General features: G+C 51.3%; 27 protein-coding genes. 7 read left to right on the top strand and 20 right to left on the bottom strand.

From position 1 onward, the window contains the following. Positions 1-64: 64 nt before the first annotated feature. From AC0YNV_RS13735 to yyaC, 4 genes are read right to left on the bottom strand one after another with little or no spacing between them, the layout of a single operon-like run. A complete protein-coding gene (locus AC0YNV_RS13735) occupies positions 65-1,246 on the bottom strand; it encodes a class I SAM-dependent methyltransferase (protein ID WP_475768599.1) in 1,182 nt (393 codons plus the stop codon). A 6-nt stretch (positions 1,247-1,252) separates the two neighbouring features. After that, positions 1,253-1,918, bottom strand: coding sequence for a DUF6483 family protein (locus AC0YNV_RS13730; RefSeq protein WP_475768598.1), 666 nt, complete (start codon positions 1,916-1,918; stop codon positions 1,253-1,255). Between the two features lie 27 nt (positions 1,919-1,945). Beyond that, entirely contained in the window at positions 1,946-2,788 is an 843-nt protein-coding gene (locus AC0YNV_RS13725) for an alpha/beta fold hydrolase (protein WP_475768597.1), read from the bottom strand. Positions 2,789-2,841: 53 nt separating this feature from the next. Then, entirely contained in the window at positions 2,842-3,432 is a 591-nt protein-coding gene (gene yyaC, locus AC0YNV_RS13720) for a spore protease YyaC (RefSeq protein ID WP_475768596.1), read from the bottom strand. 189 nt (positions 3,433-3,621) lie between these two features. Here yyaC and AC0YNV_RS13715 point away from each other — a divergent pair, with 189 nt between their 5' ends. Further along, a complete protein-coding gene (locus AC0YNV_RS13715; RefSeq protein ID WP_210038298.1) occupies positions 3,622-3,849 on the top strand; it encodes a DUF1128 domain-containing protein in 228 nt (75 codons plus the stop codon). A gap of 91 nt (positions 3,850-3,940) precedes the next feature. Here the strand turns inward: AC0YNV_RS13715 and AC0YNV_RS13710 are convergent, their stop codons facing one another. From AC0YNV_RS13710 to AC0YNV_RS13695, 4 genes are all read right to left on the bottom strand, one after another. Beyond that, positions 3,941-4,417, bottom strand: a complete 477-nt coding sequence (locus AC0YNV_RS13710) for a hypothetical protein (RefSeq protein WP_475768595.1) — start codon at positions 4,415-4,417, stop codon at positions 3,941-3,943. A gap of 227 nt (positions 4,418-4,644) precedes the next feature. Further along, positions 4,645-6,222, bottom strand: a complete 1,578-nt coding sequence (locus AC0YNV_RS13705) for a UDP-glucose--hexose-1-phosphate uridylyltransferase (RefSeq protein WP_475768594.1) — start codon at positions 6,220-6,222, stop codon at positions 4,645-4,647. 184 nt (positions 6,223-6,406) lie between these two features. Further along, positions 6,407-7,393: a UDP-glucose 4-epimerase GalE gene (gene galE, locus AC0YNV_RS13700; protein ID WP_475768593.1), complete on the bottom strand. Its 987-nt coding sequence runs from the start codon at positions 7,391-7,393 to the stop codon at positions 6,407-6,409. 93 nt (positions 7,394-7,486) lie between these two features. Continuing rightward, positions 7,487-8,659 carry a galactokinase gene (locus AC0YNV_RS13695; protein ID WP_475768592.1) on the bottom strand — a complete coding sequence of 391 codons (1,173 nt, stop codon included), beginning with the start codon at positions 8,657-8,659 and terminating at the stop codon, positions 7,487-7,489. Between the two features lie 423 nt (positions 8,660-9,082). Here AC0YNV_RS13695 and AC0YNV_RS13690 point away from each other — a divergent pair, with 423 nt between their 5' ends. After that, the gene (locus AC0YNV_RS13690; RefSeq protein WP_475768591.1) at positions 9,083-9,940 is read left to right on the top strand and encodes an AraC family transcriptional regulator; all 858 of its coding nucleotides are present in this window, start codon (positions 9,083-9,085) and stop codon (positions 9,938-9,940) included. 191 nt (positions 9,941-10,131) lie between these two features. Here AC0YNV_RS13690 and AC0YNV_RS13685 read toward each other — a convergent pair whose 3' ends face one another. From AC0YNV_RS13685 to AC0YNV_RS13670, 4 genes are all read right to left on the bottom strand, one after another. Further along, the gene (locus AC0YNV_RS13685; protein ID WP_475768590.1) at positions 10,132-11,217 is read right to left on the bottom strand and encodes an AI-2E family transporter; all 1,086 of its coding nucleotides are present in this window, start codon (positions 11,215-11,217) and stop codon (positions 10,132-10,134) included. A gap of 105 nt (positions 11,218-11,322) precedes the next feature. After that, entirely contained in the window at positions 11,323-11,718 is a 396-nt protein-coding gene (locus AC0YNV_RS13680; RefSeq protein ID WP_475768589.1) for a YflT domain-containing protein, read from the bottom strand. 41 nt (positions 11,719-11,759) lie between these two features. Next, positions 11,760-11,921 carry a DUF1328 domain-containing protein gene (locus AC0YNV_RS13675; protein WP_210038290.1) on the bottom strand — a complete coding sequence of 54 codons (162 nt, stop codon included), beginning with the start codon at positions 11,919-11,921 and terminating at the stop codon, positions 11,760-11,762. A 169-nt stretch (positions 11,922-12,090) separates the two neighbouring features. Beyond that, the gene (locus AC0YNV_RS13670) at positions 12,091-13,137 is read right to left on the bottom strand and encodes an asparaginase (RefSeq protein WP_475768588.1); all 1,047 of its coding nucleotides are present in this window, start codon (positions 13,135-13,137) and stop codon (positions 12,091-12,093) included. A 236-nt stretch (positions 13,138-13,373) separates the two neighbouring features. Between AC0YNV_RS13670 and AC0YNV_RS13665 the strand changes: the two genes are divergently transcribed. From AC0YNV_RS13665 to AC0YNV_RS13655, 3 genes are all read left to right on the top strand, one after another. Next, positions 13,374-13,823, top strand: coding sequence for a YtxH domain-containing protein (locus AC0YNV_RS13665; protein WP_475768587.1), 450 nt, complete (start codon positions 13,374-13,376; stop codon positions 13,821-13,823). After that, positions 13,771-14,001: a hypothetical protein gene (locus tag AC0YNV_RS13660; RefSeq protein ID WP_475768586.1), complete on the top strand. Its 231-nt coding sequence runs from the start codon at positions 13,771-13,773 to the stop codon at positions 13,999-14,001. The genes AC0YNV_RS13665 and AC0YNV_RS13660 overlap by 53 nt, the downstream gene beginning before the upstream one ends. A gap of 262 nt (positions 14,002-14,263) precedes the next feature. Further along, entirely contained in the window at positions 14,264-15,493 is a 1,230-nt protein-coding gene (locus AC0YNV_RS13655; protein ID WP_475768585.1) for an NAD(P)/FAD-dependent oxidoreductase, read from the top strand. A 66-nt stretch (positions 15,494-15,559) separates the two neighbouring features. Here the strand turns inward: AC0YNV_RS13655 and cls are convergent, their stop codons facing one another. Next, on the bottom strand, positions 15,560-16,987 hold the full coding sequence (cls, locus tag AC0YNV_RS13650) for a cardiolipin synthase (protein ID WP_475768584.1): 1,428 nt from the start codon (positions 16,985-16,987) through the stop codon (positions 15,560-15,562). 210 nt (positions 16,988-17,197) lie between these two features. Between cls and AC0YNV_RS13645 the strand changes: the two genes are divergently transcribed. Then, entirely contained in the window at positions 17,198-17,641 is a 444-nt protein-coding gene (locus tag AC0YNV_RS13645) for a bactofilin family protein (protein WP_475768583.1), read from the top strand. 101 nt (positions 17,642-17,742) lie between these two features. Here the strand turns inward: AC0YNV_RS13645 and AC0YNV_RS13640 are convergent, their stop codons facing one another. The 5 genes from AC0YNV_RS13640 to AC0YNV_RS13620 form a co-directional block, all read right to left on the bottom strand. Continuing rightward, complete coding sequence (locus tag AC0YNV_RS13640; RefSeq protein WP_475768582.1) at positions 17,743-18,537, bottom strand: ABC transporter permease; 795 nt, start codon at positions 18,535-18,537, stop codon at positions 17,743-17,745. Then, on the bottom strand, positions 18,530-19,459 hold the full coding sequence (locus AC0YNV_RS13635) for an ABC transporter ATP-binding protein (protein WP_475768581.1): 930 nt from the start codon (positions 19,457-19,459) through the stop codon (positions 18,530-18,532). The genes AC0YNV_RS13640 and AC0YNV_RS13635 overlap by 8 nt, the downstream gene beginning before the upstream one ends. Positions 19,460-20,163: 704 nt before the next feature. Next, positions 20,164-20,625, bottom strand: a complete 462-nt coding sequence (locus AC0YNV_RS13630; RefSeq protein WP_210038281.1) for a PilZ domain-containing protein — start codon at positions 20,623-20,625, stop codon at positions 20,164-20,166. Between the two features lie 181 nt (positions 20,626-20,806). Beyond that, entirely contained in the window at positions 20,807-21,313 is a 507-nt protein-coding gene (locus tag AC0YNV_RS13625; RefSeq protein WP_475768580.1) for a hypothetical protein, read from the bottom strand. Between the two features lie 64 nt (positions 21,314-21,377). Continuing rightward, positions 21,378-22,343 carry an LCP family glycopolymer transferase gene (locus tag AC0YNV_RS13620; protein WP_475768579.1) on the bottom strand — a complete coding sequence of 322 codons (966 nt, stop codon included), beginning with the start codon at positions 22,341-22,343 and terminating at the stop codon, positions 21,378-21,380. A gap of 320 nt (positions 22,344-22,663) precedes the next feature. Between AC0YNV_RS13620 and cysC the strand changes: the two genes are divergently transcribed. Continuing rightward, positions 22,664-23,296 carry an adenylyl-sulfate kinase gene (gene cysC / locus AC0YNV_RS13615; RefSeq protein WP_475768578.1) on the top strand — a complete coding sequence of 211 codons (633 nt, stop codon included), beginning with the start codon at positions 22,664-22,666 and terminating at the stop codon, positions 23,294-23,296. Positions 23,297-23,404: 108 nt separating this feature from the next. On the opposite strand, the gene AC0YNV_RS13610 is transcribed toward cysC, so the two are convergent. Together AC0YNV_RS13610 and AC0YNV_RS13605 are read right to left on the bottom strand one after the other, a co-directional pair. Beyond that, the gene (locus tag AC0YNV_RS13610; protein WP_475768577.1) at positions 23,405-25,204 is read right to left on the bottom strand and encodes an ABC transporter ATP-binding protein; all 1,800 of its coding nucleotides are present in this window, start codon (positions 25,202-25,204) and stop codon (positions 23,405-23,407) included. Continuing rightward, positions 25,205-25,663 carry a lasso peptide biosynthesis B2 protein gene (locus AC0YNV_RS13605; protein WP_475768923.1) on the bottom strand — a complete coding sequence of 153 codons (459 nt, stop codon included), beginning with the start codon at positions 25,661-25,663 and terminating at the stop codon, positions 25,205-25,207. Positions 25,664-25,680: the final 17 nt, after the last annotated feature.

Here is a 25,680-nt window from a genome sequence, read left to right as displayed (position 1 = left end):
CCATTCTACCATAATCTACATTTATACGACAATAAATTAGTACCCCTGTACGATGAGAGTCTGTTTATGTCTCCAGTTCCTTATGAATCCGGGGCAATAGCGCCCTCTCCAGGTAGGGTGACAGCTGGAGCATGTCCCGGAACGTTTCATATTCGCGCCACTTCTTCGCAGAATCCGATTTGGGACCTGCAGCGGCACGAATTAACATGTTTTTGGGCGTATGCTCCGGATCGATGAATTCCAGCATCTGCACCTTGTATCCCAGAACCTCCAATAGCTGGGCACGAACGGCATCTGTGGCAAGCGCTGTGAACCGTTCCTTCAGCAAGCCATGGGACAACAAAGGGGCCAAGGCATCATTCTTCACCTGTTTGAACAGCTCATGCTGGCAGCATGGGACGCTGAGAATAACCGAGGCTCCCCATTCCACGGCCTTGACAAGCGCAGCATCGGTAGCCGTATCGCAGGCATGCAGGGTAACCACCATATCAACCGCCGACTGGGCGTTATACTCCGCGATATCGCCAACCTGAAAATGCAGCCGGTCATACCCGAGCTTGTGCGCAAGCTCGGAGCAGAAGGCGATCACATCCTCCTTCAGATCAAGCCCGACCACCGAAATCCGGCGCTGCTGCCGGATCGCCAGCAAGTGGTAGAGGGCGAACGTCAAATATGATTTGCCGCAGCCAAAATCAACGATTTTGATCTCTCTATCCATAGGCAAAGACGGCAAAACATCGCTCACCATCTCCAAAAACCGGTTGATTTGACGGAACTTGTCCTGCTTCTTCGGAATAACCTGCCCATCCCGGGTCATGATGCCCAGCTCCACGAGGAAAGGCGCCGCATCTCCCTCCCGGACAACCCGCTGCTTGGTCCGGTTATGGTCCATCCGTTCCTGACCGGCCTTGGCCGTCGGGGGCTTGACCAGCTTCGCCGCTTTGCCCTTCTTGTTGAACAGCACTTGAACATCGGCTCCGACGGTCTTGAACAGCGCCTGGCGGTAATGCTGCTCCAGCCACTCGCCCATCCGCTTCGCAGCTTCTTCCCGGGGCACATTATCATGCGTGACCTTGGAAGGAAAGTGATATTCAAACTGATAAAAAAGCGCGCCTTTCAGTTCAACGGGACGCACTGTCGTCTTCTGCGGAGCAGTCCCGTCCTTGCGGCGCAGCTGGCTGTATGAAGCCTGAAGCAGCTCTCCGCTTTCTATCCATTTGACCAGATCTTCCTGCCAATTATCCATGACTTTCTATTCAGCTCCTAAACCAACTTCTCGATTCATGACCGATCTTTGTCCATCCTGTACCTCGTCACGCGGCAATCCGCCTGCCTCCAGCAGCTCATCCGGAAGCAGCAGCAGTCTTTGATAGAAAGACAAAGCTTCCTCCGCAGACAAAGCGCCATCCTCCAGCAGCTCATACATCATGTTCTCCGCCTGATCATATCGTTTGTCCGCATCATGCCACTCATATATCAGCGCTTTCGTTTCCTCCGGCAATTCGTAGGCGTCAAGCTTGGGAAGAAGCTCCAACGCTTCTTCAGAAGGCGTCCGCGGCATCGGAGGCGAATCCAGCAGCGACAGGCGCATAAAGAGCTGCAGCGCTTTGAGCCTTACGGGATAGCTCTTCTCCGGAAGCCCCTGTTCGTCGTATATAGCCGCTTCTTCCTTCATCAATAGAGCAATAGCATGCAGGTTCGCCGTCTCTACAACCCCGTTGGTCGTCATGATGCGGAGCAGATCCGAATCTGATAAGGAGCGGATCAGCCTGCCGTTGAGCCGAAACTGCTTGTCGAGCATATCGTCGATGATCAGCAGCGCTTCCTCCGGCTTGCCTTCTCTGCGCAGACCCATCACCTGCCTGGCGACATCCGTCATCTGTTCAATCATCCGCATAAAAAAATCCCTTTGAAACATGGCCGTCCACTCTCCTCATATTAAGGCTTACAGCGTAGATACAAAGCGGATAAAAGCGGAGATGCGGTCTCCCATCATATTCGGCTCTTCGATCATTCCCATATGACCGGAATTGTTCAGCAGAACCTGGGAGACACTCGGCCCTTCTGCCGTAAAAGTATTTTCAGTCGGAATGACGCCGTCTTCGGAGCCAGCGATCAGCAAACAGGGGATCGTAATCAAATCCAGCAATTCGCGTTTGTCTTCACGCACCTTCATCCCTCTTGCCGCAGCCGCAGCGCCTGCAGCGGAAGTCGCAGCGCCCACTTCAATCATCTGCAAAATACGGTCGGCCATGGATACACGATGCTTCGGAGCAAACAGCTTGGGAACGAGTCCCTCAGCAAAAGCTTTGATGCCCTCAGTTTGAATGGTTTGCACTGCCTTGTCACGGTTTTGCCTTGCCGCTTCTCCATCCGCCATGGCGGTAGAATGAACCAGGCTGAAGGATTGAAGCATCTCGGCGTGCCGCTCCGCAAAAGCCAAGGATATATAACCGCCCAGAGAGTGTCCGAACAGGCAGATCCGTTTGACCTCCAGTTGTTCCAGGAGCGAGTGCAGATCCCCGGCGAAGTCGTCCATCAGGTAAATGTCCCCGCCCGGAGCCGGGCTTCTTCCGTGGCCCCGAAGATCAGGCGCGATAATCCGCCCAAGTCCCGCAAGCTTCGGAATGATAGGCTCCCAATAGGCCGAGCTGCCGCAAAATCCGTGCAGCAATACGATAGCTGTATCCGCAGGCAGGAGATTCCCCGCTTCTCCTGTGTCGTAATAGCCCAGCTTCACGCCTCCCGGCAGGTCAGCGGAATGATTTGCTAATGACAAAGCCGCCATGGTAACTCATCCTCTCCGTTATATAGTTGAATGATTATCTTCATCCGAAAAATTCAGACATAATCTGTCAAAACTCCGGTCTCCGCCGATTCCCCATTCCAGGCGGCATGGATGGCTTCCGCGACAGCGCGGGCCATTCCCATAACCTCGAAAAGCGAGGCCTGCTGAAGGCTCGAATACGGTTTTATACTCATCGGAGCCACAATGCAGCCCAGGCTGTAATCCCCTACGGGAGGCAAGCTTCTTCCGGCAGCCCTGCCGGGCAGCAGAGGACCGCGGGCGATCAAATAATGGCATCGCGGATCCATTGTCCCTAGACACGCATCGATCGCGACAACCGTCCGATGGCTGGGAATGCCCGCTACAGCCTCCTCGTAGTGATTGGCGTCGCAGGGATTTTCCAGCGTTCCAATGACAAAAGGCCAGCCTTGTTCGCTCAGCATCGTGCCCACCCATGGACCAAAGGAGTCGCCTGTTGAGCGGTCTGTTCCAATACAGACAAAAACCATCTGGCTGCGTACGGGATGCCGCTTTGCGATGTCCGCAAAAAACTCGGCTGCTCCCTGAATGTCGACCTTGTCCCTGTGCGGCTGTTCCTCCTTGAAAGTCTTACGTAATTTGGCACGCTTGACCACGAAAGCCACACCTTACCTTTCCTTGCTTTACCCGGTTTTTCCTGGTTATGATCTGCGCCAAGCTTGTCGGACACCGCGGCAGATACCGGTTCTTTAATTGTACCTAAATCCGGCCGATGCATCAAACGCTGTAGCGGTCATTCTTATCTCATGATACAATACGTACAGCCATTATGGTCTTCCGGGAGGAGAGTAGCAATGAGAGACTTGAACGAACCGACGCAAGAAAATGTTGAGTATATGATAGAAACGGTAAAAACCAAGCTGCGGATGGCGTCCGGAGCCGCTATGCAGGCATCCCATTTCAAAATAGACTACTATGAGGATATCAAGGACATTTATGATGTAGTTGCCAGCAAAGACAAGTTCAGCATCAGCGAAGTCGAGGCCCTAGTCTCGGAACTTGGCAGGCTGCGGGGCAAATAACGCAAAATAGAACCATAAAATTACAATTGTCGACATAGTTTTCCAAAAAATAAACCAAAGCCCCTACCTGGCTTCGGTTTATTTTTTATCTCTATTCCCCTCTGTCGAGCGTTTCCTCGTCCGGATGCCGGGAATCATTATCGGCTCTTGATGCTGCTTTTATCGATAAGCTGACCGTAATTTCCTTATTCTCGCCTTTCAGAAAATGAGCCAGCCTCTCCAGCTTGTCGGCAAGCTCAGGACCGCTCAAGGTCACATTCAGCTCATACCCAAACTGATCCGCCGGCGCGGCTCTATCAATCACCGTATAGACGGGAGGGGCGTACATGTCAGACGGGGTACGCGAGTTCAGCATCTGCTCCGGCGAAAATTTGTCTGATTTGTTAACCACGCGCTCATAGATCCGCAGCTTCTTGAGCAGCATGTAATATTGAGCGGAATGCTTGAAGCCCCAGGCATCTCTGATATCCTTCAAGTTATAATCCAGCTTCCACTGCTTTAATTTCTCTACCTGCTCGTCTGTCGTCAAAGCTAAAAAGTCATCCAATGGCATTATGGATAAAGGCATAAAAAATTTCCCCCTTGTTCGGATAGATGTGCAACTAAATATATTTTCGCCATAAATATTAATTTCCCTTTATAAATTATAAAAAAATACCATATATTTTTTTATTCTCGAACCCGATAAATATCATTGGTTTTCCGGATGTCTCCTGTAACGAAGAATAACCCGCAAGCCTCAGTTAAGGGGGCTTACGGGTTATTTTCGGATTTTCTTACCTGCAGGAAGCCGGTTTACCGGGCGGTCAATCCAAGCGACAGCAAAAATGCAGCGAATGCGCGCTGCCCATGATCCGTCCGTTTGAACACGCCCGCGTCAATCAGCACATCCTTGAATTTGCGTCCAACCTCATCGTGCAGGAGGCTCACTGCCTGCTCATGGGTCAAGCTGGTACCATGCTCAGCGATCAGCGCATCGACCCAGTGGCTATGCTTGTCGAGCGAACCTGTTTCGACTGCAGCTTTATCGTATGAAACACTACCTGTGAGCAGGCCCGTTATTTCTTCCAGCTCGGATTTGAGCCGGCCCGGAAGGATGGCAAGCCCCATAACCTCAATCAAGCCAATGTTTTCTTTCTTGATATGATGCAATTCCTGATGCGGGTGGAAAATCCCGTCGGGATACGCCTCGCTCGTTCTGTTGTTGCGCAGCACCAGATCCAGCTCATACTGGCCATTATCACGCAATCGCGCAATCGGGGTAATCGTGTTGTGCGGGATCCTCTCTCCGTTGATGTCCGAGAAAGCCAGCACATCCGCGTCCGGATCGCTGTACATTTTCCACGCATCCAATACCCGGCCGGCGGCCTGAAGAACATCCTTCTTGCTGCCGCCATGAATGCGCAGCACCGACATCGGCCAATTCACAATCCCGAAGCTCAGCCCCTCAGCCGAAGGGTCCGCAAACTCGGTCTCCACCTTCGCGGTCTCCATAGGGAATACATGCCTGCCCGCCTGAAAATGATCATGGTTCAAAATGGATCCTCCGACAATCGGCAGGTCGGCATTGGAGCCAATGAAGTAATGGGGAAACGAGTCGACAAAATCCAGCAGCCTTGCGAAGGTTTCACGCGTTATCCGCATCGGAACGTGCTTGCTGTTGAAAACGATGCTGTGCTCATTGTAATAGACATACGGGGAATATTGAAAATACCATTCTTCTCCCGTAAGCTCAAGCGGGATAACCCGCAGATTCTGCCGTGCGGGATGGTCGGCGCGCCCGGCATAGCCGATATTCTCCGCGCAAAGCAGGCACTTCGGATATTTGCTTGGCGCTATGGTCTTGAGCATAGCGATTTCCTTCGGATCCTTCTCGGGCTTGGAGAGGTTGACCGTAATCTCGAGCTCGCCATATTCCGTAGTCTGCTTCCAGTATTGATTTTTGCGAATGCGGTCCATCCGGATGTAATTGGAATCGATATTCAACTGATAGAACGTATCGGTAGCCTTGAAGATGCCCTCGCTTGCCGCCTGCCGGCCGAAACGGCCCGCGGTCTCCGCCGGTCTCGACATCAGCAGCCCCATAATTCGCGCATCAAGAAGATCGCGGAATGTGGTCGTGTTATCCGCAATCAGGCCAATTGAAGCCCCGTAGCTGAGCAGCGGCTCCAGCAGCTCGAGCGCACTCTCCAGCTGTTCTTCAGGCACCTCGCCTTCATAGGCTTCGGAGAAGCCAAACAATTCAAGCAGGGCATTGCGTGAATAATAAACATCCAGAGGCTCAATAAGACCGCGCTGCCGGGCAAACTGCACCAATCGTTCAATAAGGAGAAGCGCTTCGCCGCCATCTGGCGTTTGATCATATTCTGTCATTGATAATGCTCCTTTAATCTCGGTATTTTCCAGTGTAAGAAGAAACGGCACTCGCCGTAATCCGGCGCTTGCAGGTTACTTTCTTCCGAATCGGTAAGCAAAATATAGAAAAAAACGTTGGCATGCTTATAGTTGGAAATAAAGCACGCCCCTCGAAGGCGTGCTCCATTCCCATTTCTTCTTCTTAGTCGTTATAGCCGTGCGGATTAGCCTTATGCCAGGCCCATGCGCTGCCGATAATATCTTCAAGCTTATTGCGGGTCGGATTCCAGCCAAGCTCCCTGCGTGCGCGATCGGACGAAGCGACAAGCACGGCGGGGTCTCCCGCACGACGCGCTTCCACTACGGCCGGTATTTCCTTGCCGGTCACCTGCCTGGCGATATCGATCACCTGTTTGACAGAGAAGCCCGTGCCATTGCCCAGGTTGTATACTGCGCTGTCTCCTCCCTTGCGAAGCTTCTCCACTGCCAATACGTGGGCGTCCGCAAGATCGCTGACATGGATGTAATCCCGCACGCAGGTGCCGTCTTCTGTTGCATAGTCTTCGCCAAAAACAGAGATATGAGGACGCTGGCCCAGCGCAACCTGGAGGACAACAGGAATCAAATGCGTCTCGGGATCATGATCCTCGCCGACTTTGCCGCTGGCATGCGCGCCAGCTGCGTTGAAATATCGGAGCGAAACGAATTTGAGCCCATGGGCGACATCGAACCACTTCATCATTTTCTCCATCGCAAGCTTCGTCTCTCCGTATGCATTGGTGGGAAGCGTGCGGTCATGCTCGTCAATCGGTACGTTCTCGGGCTCCCCATAAGTGGCTGCTGTCGACGAGAAGACAATTTTCCTGACGCCGTATTGGTTCATCTTCTCCAGCAGACACAAGGTGCCGTAGACGTTATTATGATAGTATTTGCCCGGGTCCTTCATGCTCTCGCCGACAAGAGAATTGGCCGCAAAATGAATGACTGCATCGATCTCGTTTTCCTTGAATACCGTATCCAGAAAATCCGCATCCCGCAGGTCGCCTGCGTACAGCTTGCCGCCGAGCAAAGACTCCTTATGTCCCTGCTGCAGATTGTCCACAATTACAATTTCCTCGCCGCGTTCCTGCAGTGCGGCCACCGCATGGGAGCCGATGTAACCCGCTCCTCCTGTAACTAAAACTGCCATGCTCAAGCCCTCCTCTAAAAAAATTTTGTGACGAAGGAGCCGGACTGCGCTGCTTCGCAAACATGCCTTTTGCTATGGGAAGGCCATGGGGGATCAGCTCAATTGCTCCACGCCATTGCCGATTTTGCAAACATAGAAGTCCGCTTCCAATCCGGTCGCAGCCGTATATTGGCGGCCAACCTCCGCCTTGAACCGCTCGAGGCTGTCCTCGTGCACCAGTGAGACTGTGCACCCTCCGAAGCCAGCGCCAGTCATCCGCGAGCCAAGAACGCCAGGAACAGTGCGCGCCGCAGCTACCATGGCGTCCAGTTCTTCACCAGTCACTTCATACAGATCGCGAAGCGAATCATGCGATTGATTCATCAGCTGACCGAATGCTGCGAGGTCGTTATTCTTCAGAACGGCGATGGAACGGATAACGCGGTCGATCTCCTCCACGACATGCTGAGCCCTGCGCCGTACCGTGTCGTCCTCAATCAGATGCTTGGTGCGGTTGAAATCCTCAAGCGAAATTTGGCCGAGCAGCGTAAGTTCCGGAAAAGCGGTCCTTAAGTCCTGCACCGCCTGCTCGCACTGGCTGCGGCGCTCATTATATTTGGAATCGACCAGTCCCCGGCGTTTGTTCGTGTTGCCGATAACGAGCCGGTAGCTTCCGGAATCAAAAGGAACCAGATCATATTCAAGGGTGTCGCACATCAGCAGGATTGCATGATCCTTCTTCCCGTTGGCGACGGCGAACTGATCCATGATTCCGCATTGGACACCATTGAATTCATTTTCGGATTTTTGCGCCAGAAGGGCGATTTTCACCGTATCGACCGGGTAGCCGCCCATAGTCAACAGCGCAAACGCCGTCACGACTTCGATCGATGCCGATGAGGACAAGCCCGCACCGTTCGGGATTTCACCATGGAACAACAGGTCAAAGCCCGTCTCGAACGTCCTGCCCTGCTGCTGCAGCTCATGGACGATCCCCTTGGGATAATTCATCCAGTCGTCCGCCTCGTCATAGACAATCGGCTCGATCGGCAGATGCTTGTGGTCGGAAAAATTCGTTGTCGCAAGGCCGAGCAGCTTGTCGCTGCGCTTGCGGATCAGCAGCGTTGTGCCGAAGGTCAGCGCCGCCGGAAACACGTAGCCTCCATTGTAGTCGGTATGCTCGCCAATCAGGTTAACCCTTCCCGGCGCATGAAAAATGTTAATGCTCTCAGCCGAATCCTTGTATAATTCCAGAAATCGTTGTGTCAGCTCTTGAAGGTCAGCCATTATCACACCACTTTCCTTTGCATGTTTGTTTTTAGGGTTTGTATAGGAACAGTATAACGGAATGTGCCGTTGAACAAAATGGCTTGATGTGAAGTAAGCATGGAGAAATGTGACTTTGTTGCGGAATAGCCAAACACGATATGTATTCTGGCGGTACCGGCGCCGGGCTTGACGAATCCTGCCTTTGTCACTCGAATCGCCTGTCGCCTTCTTTATTTGTTCTCCCCCATCTATATTCCCTCTGCTGCCGCCAATCCCTTCGGAAATGGGTGCGTTAACGACTATTTTACTTGTCTTTGGGGGATTTTCGGTAAGGACCGTCGAATTAATCATCACCGCAATTATCGGTTGGAAGAAACGCCGCTGAAGATATTAGCATTTTTAGCTTGATTATATCTGCTACAAATCGGGAGGTTGCCATAAATGGCGCGACAAGTGAGTTACACCGTTGTCTCCAATCCGGTGCCAAGCGAGCAAAGTGAATTGTATGTGCTGTTTGCCGGGGAAAGCCAGACCAAGCCCGCTCACCGCATAGGGCCGAAGGTGTACAGCTTTTATCTTATGCATCATGTATTGTCAGGGTCGGGTACCTTTCATTGCGCAGGCGGCGTATTTGAAATCAGGCAGGGACAAACCTTCCTCATTCCCCCGGAGCAGCTCATCAGCTATGAGGCAAGCGAGCAGGATCCGTGGCGGTACCGGTGGATTGCCTTTAATGGCGGGCATGCTGCGGAGCTTGCGGAGTCGGCTGGGTTGACCATTGCCCGGCCGGTTATCGATACGGGGGCAAACAAGCGCATTGGCGTACTGTTCCGCAGTATGGACCGGACCTTCCGCCAGGGCGGGGGTGCGGCTCATTTGCGTTCCATCGGTTACCTGCATCTGCTGTTCGCGGAATTCAGCACTGCCGCAGATCTGCTCCACGACCGGCAGCCAGGCTCCGCTCATGAGAGCGAATCGATTACCCAGCAGCTGATCCGTTATTTATCCGCACAATACGCCGAGCCGGTCTCGATCCAGCGGATGGCCGAGACGATGGGGTATAATCGGGCTTATCTGTCACGCGTATTCAAACAGCATACCGGCATGACCCCCGTTACGTTCCTGCTCAAGCTTCGGCTGGATAAAGCGCGCCAGCTGCTGCGCGAGCGGCAGGAGCTGACGACCCAGCAGATCGCCGCTTCCGTCGGCCTTCAGGACCCGCTTTATTTCTCCAAGCAGTTCCGGCGCTTCTACGGGCTCTCGCCCAGCGCTTACCGCGAGGAGATGCGCCGGGTGTAGGGCTGCCCGGACAATAATCCGGATTCAAGGGAAACGGATCGGTTCTTGATCAGGAACTACGTCCGATATCCGGAGTCGGATTTGACTTCCATTGTGGAAGCAGCAGGGTTAACAGAGCCGGGGTTTATTTCCAGCAAGGAGAGACGAGTGAGGGGAACGAGCCGGGGAATCCGGGTAAATGATTCCCTCTGCTACTCTACCAGCTCCTCGACTTTTTCCGCAAAAAACAGCCGGTAGACGCGCACCACAATGATTTTCACCACCATATACAGCGGGATAGCGAGAATGGCGCCAAGTATGCCTGATATTTCCACCGCCACGAGCAGGATCACAATGGTCGTTAACGGATGCATATCCAGCCTTCTTCCGTATATATGCGGAGACAGGAGATTCCCTTCGACCTGCTGTGCGATCAGAACGACAATCAGCACCCAGACGACCATCATCGGCGAATCGGTTAACGCGACCATCACGCAAGGGACAAGCCCGAGTATCGGTCCAATGTAGGGGATGATATTGAGAATGGTGGCGATGATCGCAATCAGCAGGGAATAGGGCAGCCCGATCAGCAGAAAGCCGATATACATCATAATGCCCAGCAGGAAGGTTATAATCATCCGTCCCACGATGAATCCGCTTAGTGCGGCATCTATTTCGTCAAGCACTTCTCTTCCGTCGCGGCTGTACCGTCCCGGCACCAGATGAAGAACCGATCGGGGTATCGCTTCGCTCTCCTTAAGCATGTAATACAAAATAATCGGAGCGGTCGCAACGACAACAACGAAATTGGTAATAAACGCGATGATGTCGGTCACATAGTTGGACGCCGTCGTAATCGCTTCATTCAAATAATCCGAAATCCGGGTCGACATGTCGGTCTGGCTGTTCGAGCTGACCAGCAAGACGATGCGGTTCTGCTGCCACCGGGAGATCTGCTCCTTCAGCCCCTCGATGAGCCTGGGCGTACTCTCGATAAAAGTGTTGATCTGAAGCACGAGCGTCGGCCAAACGACCAGCCATACCAGAACCAGAACCACTGTCAGCCCCAAGTAAACAAGCAAAATCGCCAGGATTTTACTCATCCGCCGATCAGCCAAATAATGAACGATTGGCCGGAGCAAATAATAGAAGAAGCCGGCAAGCATGAAAGGGACTATCAGAATATTGACCATTTTAATCAAGGGTATGAAAATAAAGCTGTCCACCGCGATCAAATAAATGATGATCAGCAGTGCAATCGTACCCAAACAAAATCGAAAAAACCGGCTTTGCAGCATGCCGTCCCTTCCCCCCGCGTCCTTATTATGTATGAAAAAGTAGACCGTTCCCCTTGCGAACGGTCTACTGCAATGTGTGTGTCTCGTAAGCTATGAAGCTTGAAATCAGATCAAGAGCGGCGGAAAATAAACGATATTGGGATCATAATCATTATCGTCGTACTGGTTGCCGCCCCATGCGATAACCACAATCCGGTCGTTGTCCATCTCCTCTTCCAGCCGTTCCGCTTCTTCTTTGCTGATTCCCATAGACCGCAGCTTGGCCCGAAGCTCCGCTCCGCGCGAGCGAAAAATATTGGCGAAGGCTGTATCCAGCCCTTCCTCTGCCACGCCGATCTCGTCCGCATCGGTAGATGCCGCAATCCGTTTGTTCCGTTCCTTGTCGTGAGTCAGCACGTAGAGATGATCCTTGTCGTAACCACGCGTTTTGTAGAGCTCCAATTGCTCTCTCGCCTGCTGGATATTATCGACTGTGTGAACATTAGTCACTTGAATCTCCATCGTTCATTCCTCCTTTTAGCTAATGACAAGAATTTTTACGTTCAGGCTCTTCTTCTTCCGAAAATAAGCGATACAACAAACAAAATCAGAAATACGATGAAAAGGACTTTAGCGATACTCGCAGCAGCTGCTGCCAGTGTAAAGAATCCAAGTATACCTGCGACAACAGCGATAATGAAGCAAAGAACTGCCCATCCTAACATTGACACTCACCCTTTCTATTCAAAGTGGAATTTGTTATCCCGTCTTCCTATCATGCTTATAAACCAATCCTTTCGGGCATGAAACTTGGAAAGAATATCCACACTTCTCTGAATAGACCGGGCAAATCCTGCTGCAGAATCATCGCTTTATGCATCTTCCCGGATTCCTTTAATGAAACTTCAGGCGCAGACTTGACTCCCGGTGTCCAATCAACTGACCTGCATCATTATACAAATCTGCCGAAAAATGCTGGTTTATCCGCTCCGACAAATCCGCTCCCACATGGAGCTTCTCCAAAACAGAACAGATGATTCCAGGCTGTGAGGCCTCCCCTCCATCCGCCAGCTTCAGTGCTACAGCAATTCCTTGCTGGCGCATGCCGAATACGAATAAGCCCTGGGCTCCGCTTTTGGCAATAATCGTCCCGTCGGCGAGCATAATGCTGGCAAGCCGCCCCTCTCCTTCAACCAGATCGGGCCAGGCATTCATGGCAATCGTAATCCGGTCCGCCGCTGATTTGGTTTCATCGTCCGCCCCGTCCGGGGACAGGGCAGCGAGCCGCGTATACATAAGTGCAAGCCGCCATAGAGGCATAGCGAAGACGGGCAGGCCGCAGCCGTCAACCGCGCGTCCGACCTCTACAGCCGGCAGATCGGCCATCGCTGCAATGGTCTGCAGCAGCTCCTGCTGCAGCGGGTGCTCCGGATCCGTATAGGATTCCATTGGCCAGCCCCGCAGCTTGCACAAGGCAAGCAGGCCGATATGCTTGCCGGCGCATACATGATACAGCTTCCGGGGCAGACCGCCCTTCCTCGCCCATTCATCACGGATTCGGGGATCTGCGGGTTTGGCTTCGTCAAATACCAGATCAGCTTCCTTGATCCCGGTAAGCTTCAGCATTTGTTCCAGCACGGCTATATGTTCGGGAGAACCGCGATGGGACGACGTCATCAGAGCAAGCGCTCTTGTGTCAAAGCCGAATTTCTCCATGACACCCGCCCGTACGGAAGGAATCGCCTGTATAGGCTTGGCGGTGGAGCGGATAAAGGTCCATATATCCGGATCCCCTGCATGCGCCATGATTTTGCCGTCCATAGATACGACAACGACATGTCCGCTGTAAATATCCTCTGCCCGGTCCCCCCGTATGGTTACCTCCAGCGGTTCGCCCAAACCCTGAATGGCCATCTGTTCTGTATTCGGTTTATCTGACATTCAATCTCGCACCATCCTTTTTTGCGGCTGTTTTTCATAATCTATAAGAACGTTTAGTACGATTGGAAATAATGAAGCACATGCTGTCTATAGATACGTTCCCTTATTTTTGGAAAATTATTCATCATCAGGGCAATCGTTTCAAACATCAATCAGTGGTTTATAAGTAGACAAGAAGATAATGGGTGTGTTACTTGCATCTATTAATTTATGTAAAACGAAGGAGTTGACTTCAAATGGAAAACACGGTTACAAAACAAACGGGTGGAAGTTTGGTCAAGGGCATACTCATCGGCGGTGCCGTTGGTGCCGCAGCTGCTGTGTTATTAACGCCTAAAACAGGTAAAGATATGCGTGAGACAATCCGCCGCAAGTCATCCGAGATTTCGGGCGCCGCCCGGGATCATGCAGTCAACATTGCCGGAGCTACCCGCGACACTGCAGTCAGTCTGGCAGAAGCTGCGCGTGACCGGGCTGCCGCCCTGGCAGACCAGGCGAAGGATAAGGCAAGCGATGTGACCATGCGTGTGAACGAGCTTGGCAAAACCACCGCCGATAAAGTGGCGAATGCCGCCGAATCAACGGCTAATGTGTTTCAATCCATGAAAAAAGAAGAAGAGGGAGCGAAACCAAATGGAACATCAACCGGACCAAACGGAGCTGCCCAAAACCGGAGCCAGCCCTGACTCACCCCTTTCCGCCGGTCAGGCGGGCCGCAAATCGGAACCGATCGAGAATGCCCATAACGGGTCGATGGTTCAGGATGAACAAGATATGAAGCGACTAGGCAATGACATGAAAGGGATGAAGACGAACAGCCAGCTTGAAGAAGAGGGCCTCGTCCCCGACCCCATACAGGAATAGTCAAAAAGTAACGGCTGCCCTGTCCTTTTGGCGGCGCAGCAAGTTTCTTCCCTTAGAAAATATAAGTTAAGTATCGAGACATATTATACTTCTTATATTTCAAGAAGAAACGGCTGCCGCTATCCTTTTGGCGGCAAAGTCAGTTGCTTCAAGAAGGAGGGGAATCCCCTCCTTTTTTGCTGCGGACATCCGCTTTTCACCGTGCTCAATCTATGATACATGAACCGGAATTTGGACATAATAGACCTCAGGAGGAATGTGGATGAAAGACTTGTACAATGGCCGGCTTTATTGGCTTGAAACGATGAACGATATTCGCCGTTATCCGTCTCTGACGGCCAACAAACGCACCTCAGTCGCGATTGTAGGAGGCGGTATGTCAGGCTGTATTTGCGGCTATCTCCTAGCCCAAAGCGGCATTGACGTCTGCATGGTGGAGCGGGAAGATATTGCCGGAGGCAGCACGGCCGCCAATACCGGCTTATTGCAGTTCTGCAATGATGTGATGCTTTCGGAGCTCATCGGGCAGATCGGACAGAAGGATGCCGTATTGTTCTACAAGGCTTGCCGCGATGCTGTTGTACATATCGGAGAAATCGCCGCCAAGCTTGGAAAGGAAGTGGGCTTTATTCCCCGCAGCAGCCTCTATTATGCCAGCACAGAGCAGGATGTTCCCAAGCTGCGCAAGGAATTTGAGGCGCTGCAAAGCAGCGGCTTCGATGTGGAATTCTGGACCGGCGAGGAAATCAGCACCCGTTACCCATTCCATAAACCCGCTGCGATCATCACCCGTGGCGATGCCGAAATCAACCCATACAGGTTCGTTCATGCCCTGGCCGACGCAGCCGCTGCCGCAGGGGCATCTATTCATGAACATACCGATATTGTGGAGCATGTCACGGCCGAAGAAGGCATTCACTGTCTGACAACCTCGACTGGTGTTGTACTGGAGGCGGAGCATGTTATCTATGCGGTCGGCTATGAGCCTGAGGAACTGCGCGGCCAGCTTGTCAAAGCAGATGTTAACCGCACCTACGCTCTGGCAACGGAGCCTCAGTCCGACCTCTCGGCCTGGAAGGATAATATCTTGATCTGGGAAACGGCCCGTCCTTATTTCTATATGCGAACAACCGCCGACGGAAGAGTTATCGCCGGAGGCCAAGACGAGGATAACCCAAAACCGCTCAACAGCGAGAGCGAACGCCGCAAGCGCACGGACAAACTGTACGATCGGATCAAGGAGCATTTTCCATTGTTTACAGGCAGACTGGAATATGACTGGACGGCTGTTTTTGGCGAATCAAGAGACAATCTGCCCTTTATCGGCGAAGATCCCAAATGGCCCGGGGTCTATTATTGTCTGGGCTATGGCGGCAACGGAACGGTCTACAGCATGATTGCCGCGAATCTGCTGCTGAATCTGATTCGTGGAGAAGAACATCCGATCAGCCATATTGTTCGTCTGGACCGCCCTTCGCTGGAAAGTGTCTGACCACAAAGTTTCTTTGCAAAGGCCGTTCTGCTCAACCCCTGCGGGGCTTGATCGGACGGCCTTTTCTTATAACAGCGGGGATAACATACGGGCTACCACCTCACTGCCCTTGCGCCACATGGAGCGCTGCTGGAAGTTTGAGAGATGGATCTCTTCGCTGTCTTTCATATCCATCATATAATCCGATTCCAGACGTTTAATGATTTTCTCGTCAAACAGCAGGCCATTCAATTCAAAATTGCTGAAGAAGCTGCGCATGTCCATATTCGCCGATCCAACAGAAGCCATAAAGTCGTCTACAATCAGTACTTTGGCATGAATGAAGCCTTTCTTGTAGCGGTAAATCCGTACTCCGGCCGCCAGCATCTCGGACACATACGAGAGGGAAGCGAAGAGAACCAGCTTGGAATCACTGACACCCGGAATGATGATTCGCACGTCGACACCGCTGAGCGCCGCCGTCCGCAGTCCCATCAGCACGCTGTGATCCGGTATGAAGTAGGGGGTCGTAATGTATATCCGCGTCTTCGCTACCGATACTGCGGCAAAGACACATTCCAGAATAGCGTCTTCACTGCTGTCCGGACCGCTGGAGACGATCTGCACCTGCTCCGTCCCCTTGCAGTTATGCTCCGGCAAATAAGCGGAATCAGCCAGACGCTGCCTGGAAGTGAACCACCAATCCCGCATGAATACATCCTGAAGAAAATATACAGCATCGCCTCTGATCTGCATATGCGTATCGCGCCAAAATCCGAGCCTCAGATTGCCGCCCAAATATTCGTCCCCGATATTGATCCCGCCGAAGAAACCCGTAAGCCCGTCGACCACAACAATTTTGCGGTGATTGCGGTAATTCATCCGTTTCTCGAAAAACGCCAGCCGCGGTGTGAGAAAACAGCGGGTCTCTACCCCCGCCTGCTCAAGCTCCTGCAAATACCGCCCCCCGAGTTCAAGACTCCCCACGCCGTCATAGATGATCCTTACCTCTACGCCCTGCCTCGCCTTGCGGATCAGAATTTCCTTCAGGCGCCGGCCAATGCCATCATCGCGAATCGTATAAAATTCCACATGTATATGATGTCTGGCCTGCTCGACGGCTGCCATAATCGCTTCATAAGCAGCATCCGCATTCGTCAGAACCTGTGTTTCATTACAGCTTGTAATCGGGGACAAGCTCATGCTCTGCAGCAATCGGAACAGTCGCTCCTGATGCATGAACTCCTTATTTTGCATATCCCCGGGACGATGTACGATTTGGCAGCGCATTAATGCCTGCAGTCTTATTTCCTCCGCAATAACGCCTCTCTTGCGCACGGTCCGTCGCCGCTGATATTCTTTGGCTACAAAATAATACATAACAAACCCGATGATAGGCAAAATAAATAATATGAGCAGCCAGGCTATTGTTTTGGAAGGCCGGCGAAATTCCACGATCAGAATAGTCGCAATCTGGAAAATGAAAATAAGAAGTGCAACTACAACCCAAATCATAACTTTCCCCCTGATTTTCTGCTCTTGGCAGATATAGCTTTAGCTTACGCCGCTGGCTGTATACGTTCTTTACAGGCATGTTTTCATGCTTCCGGGAATAAATAAGCTATAGGAACGTTCTAGAAAGCATCATGAATCGACGCCATACTAGACGAAACCCCAGGCAAACGTTCAAATCAGCTGCATGGGGTGAGGGAGGATGGACCGGCCATGTTTAAGGAAAACAAAAAGACGACCGCTACCGATACCCTGATCGGACAAGGAACCTTGATCGAAGGAACCTTGGCCAGCGAGGCCAGCATTCGCATCGAAGGCGAATACCGGGGTGACATCGAGTGCAAGGCCGACATCATTATCGGGGAATGCGGCGTAGCCAGATCGAATATCTCGGCAAAGGATGTTGTTGTAGCCGGCAAGGTGATAGGAGATGTCACAGCAGGAGGCCGGCTGACCATCACCTCTTCCGGTTCGGTGCAGGGAAGCATCCAAGCCTATGCGCTCCTTATCCAAGACGGCGGCCTCTTCAGCGGAACCTGCCGCATGGAGCCGGAAAAGGAACGGTCAACACCGAACCAGGCACTCCGTTCAGCTGAAGCTGATGCGGCCGCGGCCATCAAAGAACAAGCGAAGGAGAAGGCCCGTCAAGCCGGCTGACCTCTCCTGCAGGCGGCAAGAAGCCCCGCTTCCGGAAAGACGGACAGCGGGGCTTCTTATTGAATGTTTTTGCCTCCATAGATCGGCTATAAGAGGCCTGTTTATGCAGCTACATCTCTTTTGTTGAATGTCAGCCAGGTGAGCGCCATAAACACGATATAGTAGATGGCCAGAACGCCCAGCGAGAAGCCCAGCGACATACCCTCGGCATTGGGTCCGCTGTTGATATACTGCGTCAGATTCATATGCTGGAACAAAATATAATCGACCCATTTATAATCCAGCATACCCAGCAGCGCACTGATCGAAGCGCCTCCGAGAAGCACGAATAAGGAAAGGCCGATCGCAAGGCCCCCGCTGCGAAATACGGTGGATATCATAAACGACAATGTGACGGTAATGATCAGTGATCCAAATTTGGCCAAATAATACAGCAGCATGTAAGCAAACGGTGAAATATCCCTGTTGATCCCGAAAAGAGCCTCAGAGGACTGCGAGGTGTCGTTGCCGAACAACAGAAGATTCAACACAAGCGACAGCACGAACAGGAAAACCGCCATAAACAAACCGAACAGCAGCAGGCTGACATACTTGGAGAGCAAAATTTTGGAGCGGCTCCAGGGACGGATCAGCAGCAGCTTGATCGTACCACTAGTAAATTCCCCCGCGACGCTATCCGCAGAAACAACGACCGTGAACAGTGTAACGAACATGAAAAGCACATCGGATTCAATCAGAGTCATCGACCAGTTGCCGGGATCACCGTCACCAACGAATTTTGCGATCACCGATATGGCAATCAGCACGACTGCAATGATGCCGAACATGATCCATGTCCGCGTCCGGCGGTAAATTTTCATATTCTCGTTGCTGACCAGCTGTAAGAAGTTAAACAACGCTTTCGCCTCCTGTCATTTCGAGGAATTGCTCTTCCAGCGACTTGTTCAGGACACGAATTCCGTATACATTATGCCCCGCCGATACCAAAGCGGCATTGATCCGGGCAATGGATTCCCTGTCGGCATTTACAAGCACGGTACCCTGTTCAAGCATCGCACCGTTATCCGCAAGCAGTTTGACCGCCTCATCGGGGCGATCCACGTCGAACAATACTCGATTCAAGTCGCTGGCCAGCGGCACCCCTTGGCGGATGCTTCGCACATCGATCAGCTTGCCCGCTTGAATAATGGCGACACGGTCGCACATCAATTCCATCTCGCTGAGCAGATGACTGGAGACGAATACCGTAATGCCCTCATCTTTGGCCAGCTTGCGCAAATAATCGCGAAGCTCGCGGATACCCGCAGGATCCAGACCGTTAGTAGGCTCGTCCAGAATCAGCAGGGACGGCTTATGCATAATCGCCTGGGCAACGCCAAGACGCTGGCGCATCCCAAGAGAGTATGTTTTCACCTTATCGTTAATACGGGCTGTAAGGCCGACCAATTCTACAACCTCATCGATGCGCTGCCGGGTAATACCGGGAACCATGCGTGAATAATGCAGCAGGTTCTGGAAACCCGTCAAATATTTATACATTTCCGGATTCTCTACAATGGCGCCGACATGGCGGATGGCCTTCTCGAAATCGGTCCGAACGCTATGACCGCGAATGATCACATCGCCGTCCGTCATCGCCATGAGTCCAACCATCATGCGGATGGTTGTTGTTTTACCTGAGCCGTTGGGCCCCAGAAAGCCAAAGACCTCCGCCGGAGGCAGATCAAGCGTCACATGATCGATTATGGTTCTGCGTCCAATGATCTTGGTTACATTCTTGAGTTGAACGACGGGATCGCTCGGTGTTGGGTTTACCATCTTTTTCCTCCTGTTCACATGAAGCACGAGCTGAAGATGCCTCACATCCATCTCATTATACTGAACGAAGGAAACGATTGGAAGTTAAGATTAAAGGAAAAAAATAAATGCCTTCCCCGTCAGCGGTTGCCCGCGCCCAGGAAAAGGCATGAAAGCTGCATTGAAATTATAAGGAGACCGCCCAGGAAAAAGGAACTTCCGGCGAGCCGACCGGCTTTTGAAACTCCGGTACATGCGCGTGAACGGGGATATGCAGGATAGAGGCAACCTCTTCTCCATGAATACAATGGGGGATTTCCACAAGTGCTGCTGCGTTTGAACTCTCTTCTTCCTTATAACAGGCTTTACAGCAGCCCAATGGATGCACATTACGAAAGAATCCTGTCCGAAAGATCATATGTGCTTCTTCGCACGAGTACATAACCTCACAGCTTACACAACAAAATGTGTTCCTTGTTTGCATAAATCCATCTCCTTTTCAGACCCCTATATTATACTTTATGTAGCAAAAATCATTTTTATGTTACATAACGTATCTTATTTTTTAGTTCAGATTATGACAAATTCTTCTTTTTGTCAATATTAGCAGCGTTTGCTCTGACGGATATTGTCGTGTATGCGTTTTCAAAAAGAGAGAATCATGCCTGTCCAAATCGAGCCCAAAAGGGGAACGAAAAGCCATATGGCTTCCCGTTCCCTTCAGTCTAGCTTTTAAGATCTACCATTAAGCCCAGCTGCTCCTTATCCTCGCTCAAGCGGGTATACATTTCATATATCCGGCTTCCATGGGGATTGTGGTCGTTCAATTTCCAAGAAATCGCACGAATCAGCGCACGGCGCATTTTGGGATCAGGCTGAAAGAAAGAACCATACATGTACTGATTCTCTTCCCGTCCTCTCCATACTACATTTCCATATATATTAAACTCCCATTCATTCAGCTTGATATTGAAACGGATCGTGTAGTCCCCGCTGACTGGAAAGCGAAGATGCGTTTGAAAACGCAGACCTGTAGGGCTGATATCCTTCAACATCACCGGGATGCCTCTTGATTCAAGCTTGTTTCCCTGTACGCCAGCAATGAATACGCTTACCTGAATCCCTTCACGAATCCGCATCCGCATATGCTGCCTATTCCGGGCAGCCGGTTTATTAACTGTTATCATCCTTTTCACCTTCCTGTTCGGGGGAATGGCGTTCTTATGGTTAAGATACATTATGTATCTAGGAGGTTAAAAATATGGGCTCTCTTTCCGGCAATTTGGATCGCTGGCGTTCCCTCTTTCCAATTGCCAAAAACAAAGCCCTCACCCATAATTTATGATACATTAAGTATCAAGTCAATAGCTAATGTGAATTATTTGTGTCCATATCCTTCCGGTACGACCACAACAAGGTCCATTGCCCCGAATGATAGGCGGCATAAGTCGGCTGAACGATTTGGAAATTGCCATAGGGACTGTGAAAAACCTCGGTAACGTCAATCTCGTATACCTCGGCAATTGGCTCCGCATCCTCGCTCATTCTCCAGTCTGTTATATGCTTCGGAGTGCCGGTATGAAACTCAAAGGTTTTCACGCCAAAATCCTGCAAAATGATATGCGCCCGTTTCTGGATGTACTCCGATTTGGCAAAGCGCTGCTGCATGAAAGGATGGAACAGCTCCCAAGCGCTCCCGAAGTCGCCTACCTGCTCATATTTATAGAACTGCTCCACCGCAGCAAGCGCCTTGCTCTCTTCGCTTGGCGAGAACATCCGGGCGCTGTTGATCCAGGTCATCCATGCCACGATAATGATCAGGCCGCCCAGCACCAGCTTGAATGCCAGTGGGCCGGTCTTGCGCTTTCCTCGCATTCTTCCATAACCCCCTGTCCCATAAAGCTTATACACTTTATGAGACAAGGAGCGCTTTTATACATCATTTGGCCGCTGTCAGCGGAGCTGAAGCGGAACCCGCCTGCAGATGATCCTTGATGACCTGATGAATCCGGTTCTTCTCCGTATCCGGGATGATGTAATACCAGATGCCATCGATCGTCTCGCCCTTGCCCTTGATCTCGACTGAGTCGATTTTATCAATATTGGGACGGTAATCCGTTATAAATGTTTTCATTTCCTCGAAGGTTATATTGCTCTTCACGCTGTCGCCCACTTCATTCAGCAAACCCTGCACCTTGACGATATTGGACAGGCTGAGCGAGCTTTTCATACCTTCGGTTAATATTTCCCGCTGCCTTGCATTCCTGCCCAGGTCGCCTCTGGGGTCATCATACCGCATCCTGGAGTAGAGCAGCGCTTCCTTGCCGTTCAGTGACAGCCGGCCTTTGGCAAACTCATGCCCCTGCATGTTGAAGGAATAGGGATTATTGACCGTTACTCCCCCCACCTGGTCAATCAGTCTCTCGAACCCTTCCATATTCACCTTCATATAGTAATCGATCGGATAATCAAGAAAATTTTCCACCGTTTGAATGGCCATATCCACACCTCCGAAGGCGTAGGCATGATTGATCTTATCTACCGTCCCGTGTCCGACAATCTCCGTTCTCGTATCGCGGGGAATGTTGAACATGAGGATCGAGTGCTTCGACGGATTGACCGTAAGTACAATCATCGCATCCGAACGGCCTCTGTCATTCTCCCGCTGGTCTACACCCATTACGAGGACATTGAAAGCATCGAGATTATCAAATACAGGCACGATATCGTTCTTGATGTCAGGATCCTTACTGACATAGACCGGTTTTTTCGGTTTTTCATAGATCTTGTCAGCAACCTGATGAACGGAGTGATAGAGATACCAGACGAACCCCCCTCCAATTAACAAAATAGCAAGCACCGAGCTCCCGGTCCAAATCAACATTTTCCTGGTTCGACGTTTCATAGATACACCGCATTTCTCATGGATAAATGAATTCCCCTTGAAACCATAGTTCAAATGACTTAGAGGACTGTTCATCCTTATGTATTATGATACGAATTGTATCACATATATTTCGCATTGTAAAAATCCTTTTTTAGTACCGGCATGGAACTTCAGGTCCGGGTCTCCTCTGTACTTAATGTATATTTTTACCATATAGACCTTGCATAAACAGCGGGATTACGTTACATTTAAACTATTAAGTATACAAATTGTATCGTGAACAAGACCTTAATTATTCATTGTTGGAATTTCCGGCATAATCAGGAGGAATTAACGAGATGGAACCAAAAAGCAATCATATTACCTGGCATAATTCCAACCTGAACAGACAGGACCGCTACACCCGAAACGGGCATAAGAGCTGCGCATTATGGTTCACGGGCTTGTCGGGATCGGGCAAGTCCACATTGGCTTTCGCCCTGGAAAAGGCCTTGTTCGCAGAAAATGTCAATTCCTATGTTCTGGACGGCGACAATATCCGACATGGCATTAACCGGGATCTGGGGTTCTCCCAGGAGGACCGCAAAGAGAATATCCGCAGAATTGGCGAGGTGTCCAAGCTGTTCGTGGATGCCGGCATGTTCATCATAGCCGCATTTATTTCACCAAGCGAGAAGGACAGGCAGATGGTTCGGGAGATGTTTGAGCCGGAGGCTTTTCTGGAGATATATGTGAAGTGCTCCCTGGAGGAATGTGAGCGCAGAGATCCCAAAGGATTGTACCGAAAAGCAAGAGACGGCCAGATCCCCAACTTCACGGGTATAAGCGCCGCTTATGATATTCCGGAAAACCCGCATATCGTTATAGACACCGAGCACTTAACGATCGAGGAATCGACCCGGCAGCTGGTGGAGCATCTCCGCGACAGAGACTACTTTACAACCGGGCAAGCAGCGAACTCCCCGCAATAATTGCGGGGAGTTCTTGTTTTTTGAGCATTTGGCGCGGGGCACTCTGGAACCCCGATGATTATCCGGCGATGCCGCCGTATTTATTTGCGGGCTTTCGGATTTCCTAAACTATTGGCCCGACGTCTGGTACGCCAGCAATCTGCCGAATGTGCCCTTCGTTTCATTCGACAGCTGCTGATAGGCTCCCTGCTGGATGATCCCGCCTTGCTCCAGTACAATCACCTGATCCGCATTGCGGATGGTCGACAGCCTGTGCGCGATGACAATGATGGTCATGTTCCCCTTCAGCCGGTCCAATGCGCCCTGAATCTTCGCCTCGTTCTCATTGTCCAGTGCGCTTGTCGCTTCATCCAGCACCAGGATGGCCGGTCTGCGCAGTATGGCCCTTGCCAGGACAATACGCTGCCTCTCTCCGCCGGAGAGACGAATGCCGCGGTCGCCGATAACCGTATCCAGTCCCTGGGGCAGCCGGCTTACGAACTCGTCCGATGCCGAGAATCTCAAGGCATCCCAGATCCGCTCTTCGCTCGCATCAGGCTCCACCATGATCAAGTTCTCCCGGATGCTGGCATTGAACAGGAAAGGGTCCTGCGATACATAGCTTACCGAGCTTCTGTAAGAGAAGAGATTATCTGCCGTCAGCGGTACGCCGTCAATCACGACCTGACCCTTCTCCGGTTGAAACAGGCCGATCAAAATATCGATCAATGTGCTTTTTCCCGCACCGGATTTGCCTACAATGGCGGTTGTGCTGTTGGCTGGAATATGCAAATTAATATTTTCAAGCGCATAATCCGAATGACTGGAATCGTACCGGAAATATACCTGACGGCAGCTGATTCCCTCTTTGATGGAAAATGGGCGTATCTGCGCGTCGCGTTCCGCAAGCGCCATCTCCTGGAACTCCCTGCATTCGCGCTGCAGATCCGTCAAGCCCTTGAAGGCCGGAAGGGTCGATACGATTTGCTCCAGATTCGCCTGGATTGTCGTGAACCTTGGCCATAAGCGGGAAAAAATCAGAATGATCAGCATCAGCTGCTCCGCTCTGACATGCAGAACCTCAAAGGAAAGAAAAATAAACAATACGATTAATACCGCCGATGACGCTCTGTAGAGCAGCTGGCTGTTGGATTGCATCCGGACAAACTGCACAATATTTTGCTCCATCCGCTCGCATAACGCGCGAAACCAGTTCAAATTGGTTTTCTCCAGCATATTGCTCTTGATGTCCTTGATCCCGTTAAAATGATCGGCAACGCCAGCGAAGTAGCTTTGCGATAATTCCGATGTCCGATCCCCCAGCACCTTCGCGCCTTTGACGAATCTCCGGGAAAACAGTACAAAGCCGATGCCGCAGATCATAACCAGAGCGGTCAGCTTCGCGGAGAGCCAGAAGGCAAAGGCAATTTGGATCACTGTAAAAATCAGCGAAGTCAGCAGCATCATCGTTTGTACCGTGCCCTGACTGACTCGCGCAAGCTCCGAGGTGAGCACATGGTTGAAGTCAGATCTTCTTTTCTTCACAAAAAAGCTCCATCTGGATTCAAGCAAGGCCTGATAAATATCCAGTCTCAGGAGACGAATGAAGCCCTGCTGAATCTCGCTGCTCCGAATGGATTGATATTTCTGCATAACAGCCTGGCCGATAATCAGCACCGCATAAACCGACAAAATAACAAGCAAATTCCACTTCTCCGGAATCCAGCGGATAAAGTCAAAAAAACCGGAAATAAACGGAATGCTGCCGGCGCCGCCGCTAAATACGCCAATCAGGCTGAGCATGGGAATCAATAGATAGATGCCAACGCCTTCCAGGCAGCTGATTATGACCGAGCTGATCAAATTGATGTACAGTTTTTTCCCGGCATAATCGCGAAGCCTTTTGACATAAAAAAGGAGCTCCTTCATTTAATCACCACCACTCCATATACGGCTTTGGCTATGCTCTGATTGCTGAAACTGTTTTCCAAATATAGCCACAACAGTATACTTCTTGATTTCATCCGCGCCTGTCAGATAAATCGCGCCGCTTCTGAGCCAGGCATGGGCGATCATTTTTCCGGAAGCATCCCTTGCTGTTCCCATGTAGAGCGTACTTTCAATCTGCCGCCGCCCCAGCATTTTCATCCCCGCTATAGCCATGACCAGGCATTTGCTCTCCCAGAAGGTGTGACGGCTGACCATATGGATCGCCCGGGCCACATCAGCCAGCAGCGGTTCGTTGGATCGTATGCGGGTGTAGGTTGTCTCCTCCATCTGCTTGCCGAGGGAGGGGGCAATTCTGGAAAAGGGCAGCGCCTTCAGAATGCGTGCCCAACCTAAATAAAAGAAAGCCTCCAGCAGCAGCATCCTCAGCTCCGGACGCATGGAAAGAAACTTCTTCG

The organism is Paenibacillus sp. JT31N11 (genome assembly GCF_056269285.1).
This window is presented reverse-complemented; position numbering and strand designations above follow the sequence as displayed.

Coding starts and splice junctions, on each gene's coding strand:
- AC0YNV_RS13665 (WP_475768587.1), top strand. CDS start 13,374: ATGGAAAACACGGTTACAAAACAAACGGGTGGAAGTTTGGTCAAGGGC.
- AC0YNV_RS13625 (WP_475768580.1), bottom strand. CDS start 21,313: ATGCGAGGAAAGCGCAAGACCGGCCCACTGGCATTCAAGCTGGTGCTG.
- AC0YNV_RS13685 (WP_475768590.1), bottom strand. CDS start 11,217: ATGCTGCAAAGCCGGTTTTTTCGATTTTGTTTGGGTACGATTGCACTG.
- AC0YNV_RS13610 (WP_475768577.1), bottom strand. CDS start 25,204: ATGAAGGAGCTCCTTTTTTATGTCAAAAGGCTTCGCGATTATGCCGGG.
- AC0YNV_RS13655 (WP_475768585.1), top strand. CDS start 14,264: ATGAAAGACTTGTACAATGGCCGGCTTTATTGGCTTGAAACGATGAAC.
- galE (WP_475768593.1), bottom strand. CDS start 7,393: ATGGCAGTTTTAGTTACAGGAGGAGCGGGTTACATCGGCTCCCATGCG.
- AC0YNV_RS13705 (WP_475768594.1), bottom strand. CDS start 6,222: ATGACAGAATATGATCAAACGCCAGATGGCGGCGAAGCGCTTCTCCTT.
- cls (WP_475768584.1), bottom strand. CDS start 16,987: ATGATTTGGGTTGTAGTTGCACTTCTTATTTTCATTTTCCAGATTGCG.
- AC0YNV_RS13695 (WP_475768592.1), bottom strand. CDS start 8,659: ATGGCTGACCTTCAAGAGCTGACACAACGATTTCTGGAATTATACAAG.
- AC0YNV_RS13675 (WP_210038290.1), bottom strand. CDS start 11,921: ATGTTAGGATGGGCAGTTCTTTGCTTCATTATCGCTGTTGTCGCAGGT.
- AC0YNV_RS13605 (WP_475768923.1), bottom strand. CDS start 25,663: ATGCGTCCGGAGCTGAGGATGCTGCTGCTGGAGGCTTTCTTTTATTTA.
- AC0YNV_RS13670 (WP_475768588.1), bottom strand. CDS start 13,137: ATGTCAGATAAACCGAATACAGAACAGATGGCCATTCAGGGTTTGGGC.
- AC0YNV_RS13735 (WP_475768599.1), bottom strand. CDS start 1,246: ATGGATAATTGGCAGGAAGATCTGGTCAAATGGATAGAAAGCGGAGAG.
- AC0YNV_RS13680 (WP_475768589.1), bottom strand. CDS start 11,718: ATGGAGATTCAAGTGACTAATGTTCACACAGTCGATAATATCCAGCAG.
- AC0YNV_RS13660 (WP_475768586.1), top strand. CDS start 13,771: ATGGAACATCAACCGGACCAAACGGAGCTGCCCAAAACCGGAGCCAGC.
- AC0YNV_RS13725 (WP_475768597.1), bottom strand. CDS start 2,788: ATGGCGGCTTTGTCATTAGCAAATCATTCCGCTGACCTGCCGGGAGGC.
- cysC (WP_475768578.1), top strand. CDS start 22,664: ATGGAACCAAAAAGCAATCATATTACCTGGCATAATTCCAACCTGAAC.
- AC0YNV_RS13630 (WP_210038281.1), bottom strand. CDS start 20,625: ATGATAACAGTTAATAAACCGGCTGCCCGGAATAGGCAGCATATGCGG.
- AC0YNV_RS13715 (WP_210038298.1), top strand. CDS start 3,622: ATGAGAGACTTGAACGAACCGACGCAAGAAAATGTTGAGTATATGATA.
- AC0YNV_RS13620 (WP_475768579.1), bottom strand. CDS start 22,343: ATGAAACGTCGAACCAGGAAAATGTTGATTTGGACCGGGAGCTCGGTG.
- AC0YNV_RS13635 (WP_475768581.1), bottom strand. CDS start 19,459: ATGGTAAACCCAACACCGAGCGATCCCGTCGTTCAACTCAAGAATGTA.
- AC0YNV_RS13730 (WP_475768598.1), bottom strand. CDS start 1,918: ATGTTTCAAAGGGATTTTTTTATGCGGATGATTGAACAGATGACGGAT.
- AC0YNV_RS13645 (WP_475768583.1), top strand. CDS start 17,198: ATGTTTAAGGAAAACAAAAAGACGACCGCTACCGATACCCTGATCGGA.
- AC0YNV_RS13710 (WP_475768595.1), bottom strand. CDS start 4,417: ATGCCTTTATCCATAATGCCATTGGATGACTTTTTAGCTTTGACGACA.
- AC0YNV_RS13690 (WP_475768591.1), top strand. CDS start 9,083: ATGGCGCGACAAGTGAGTTACACCGTTGTCTCCAATCCGGTGCCAAGC.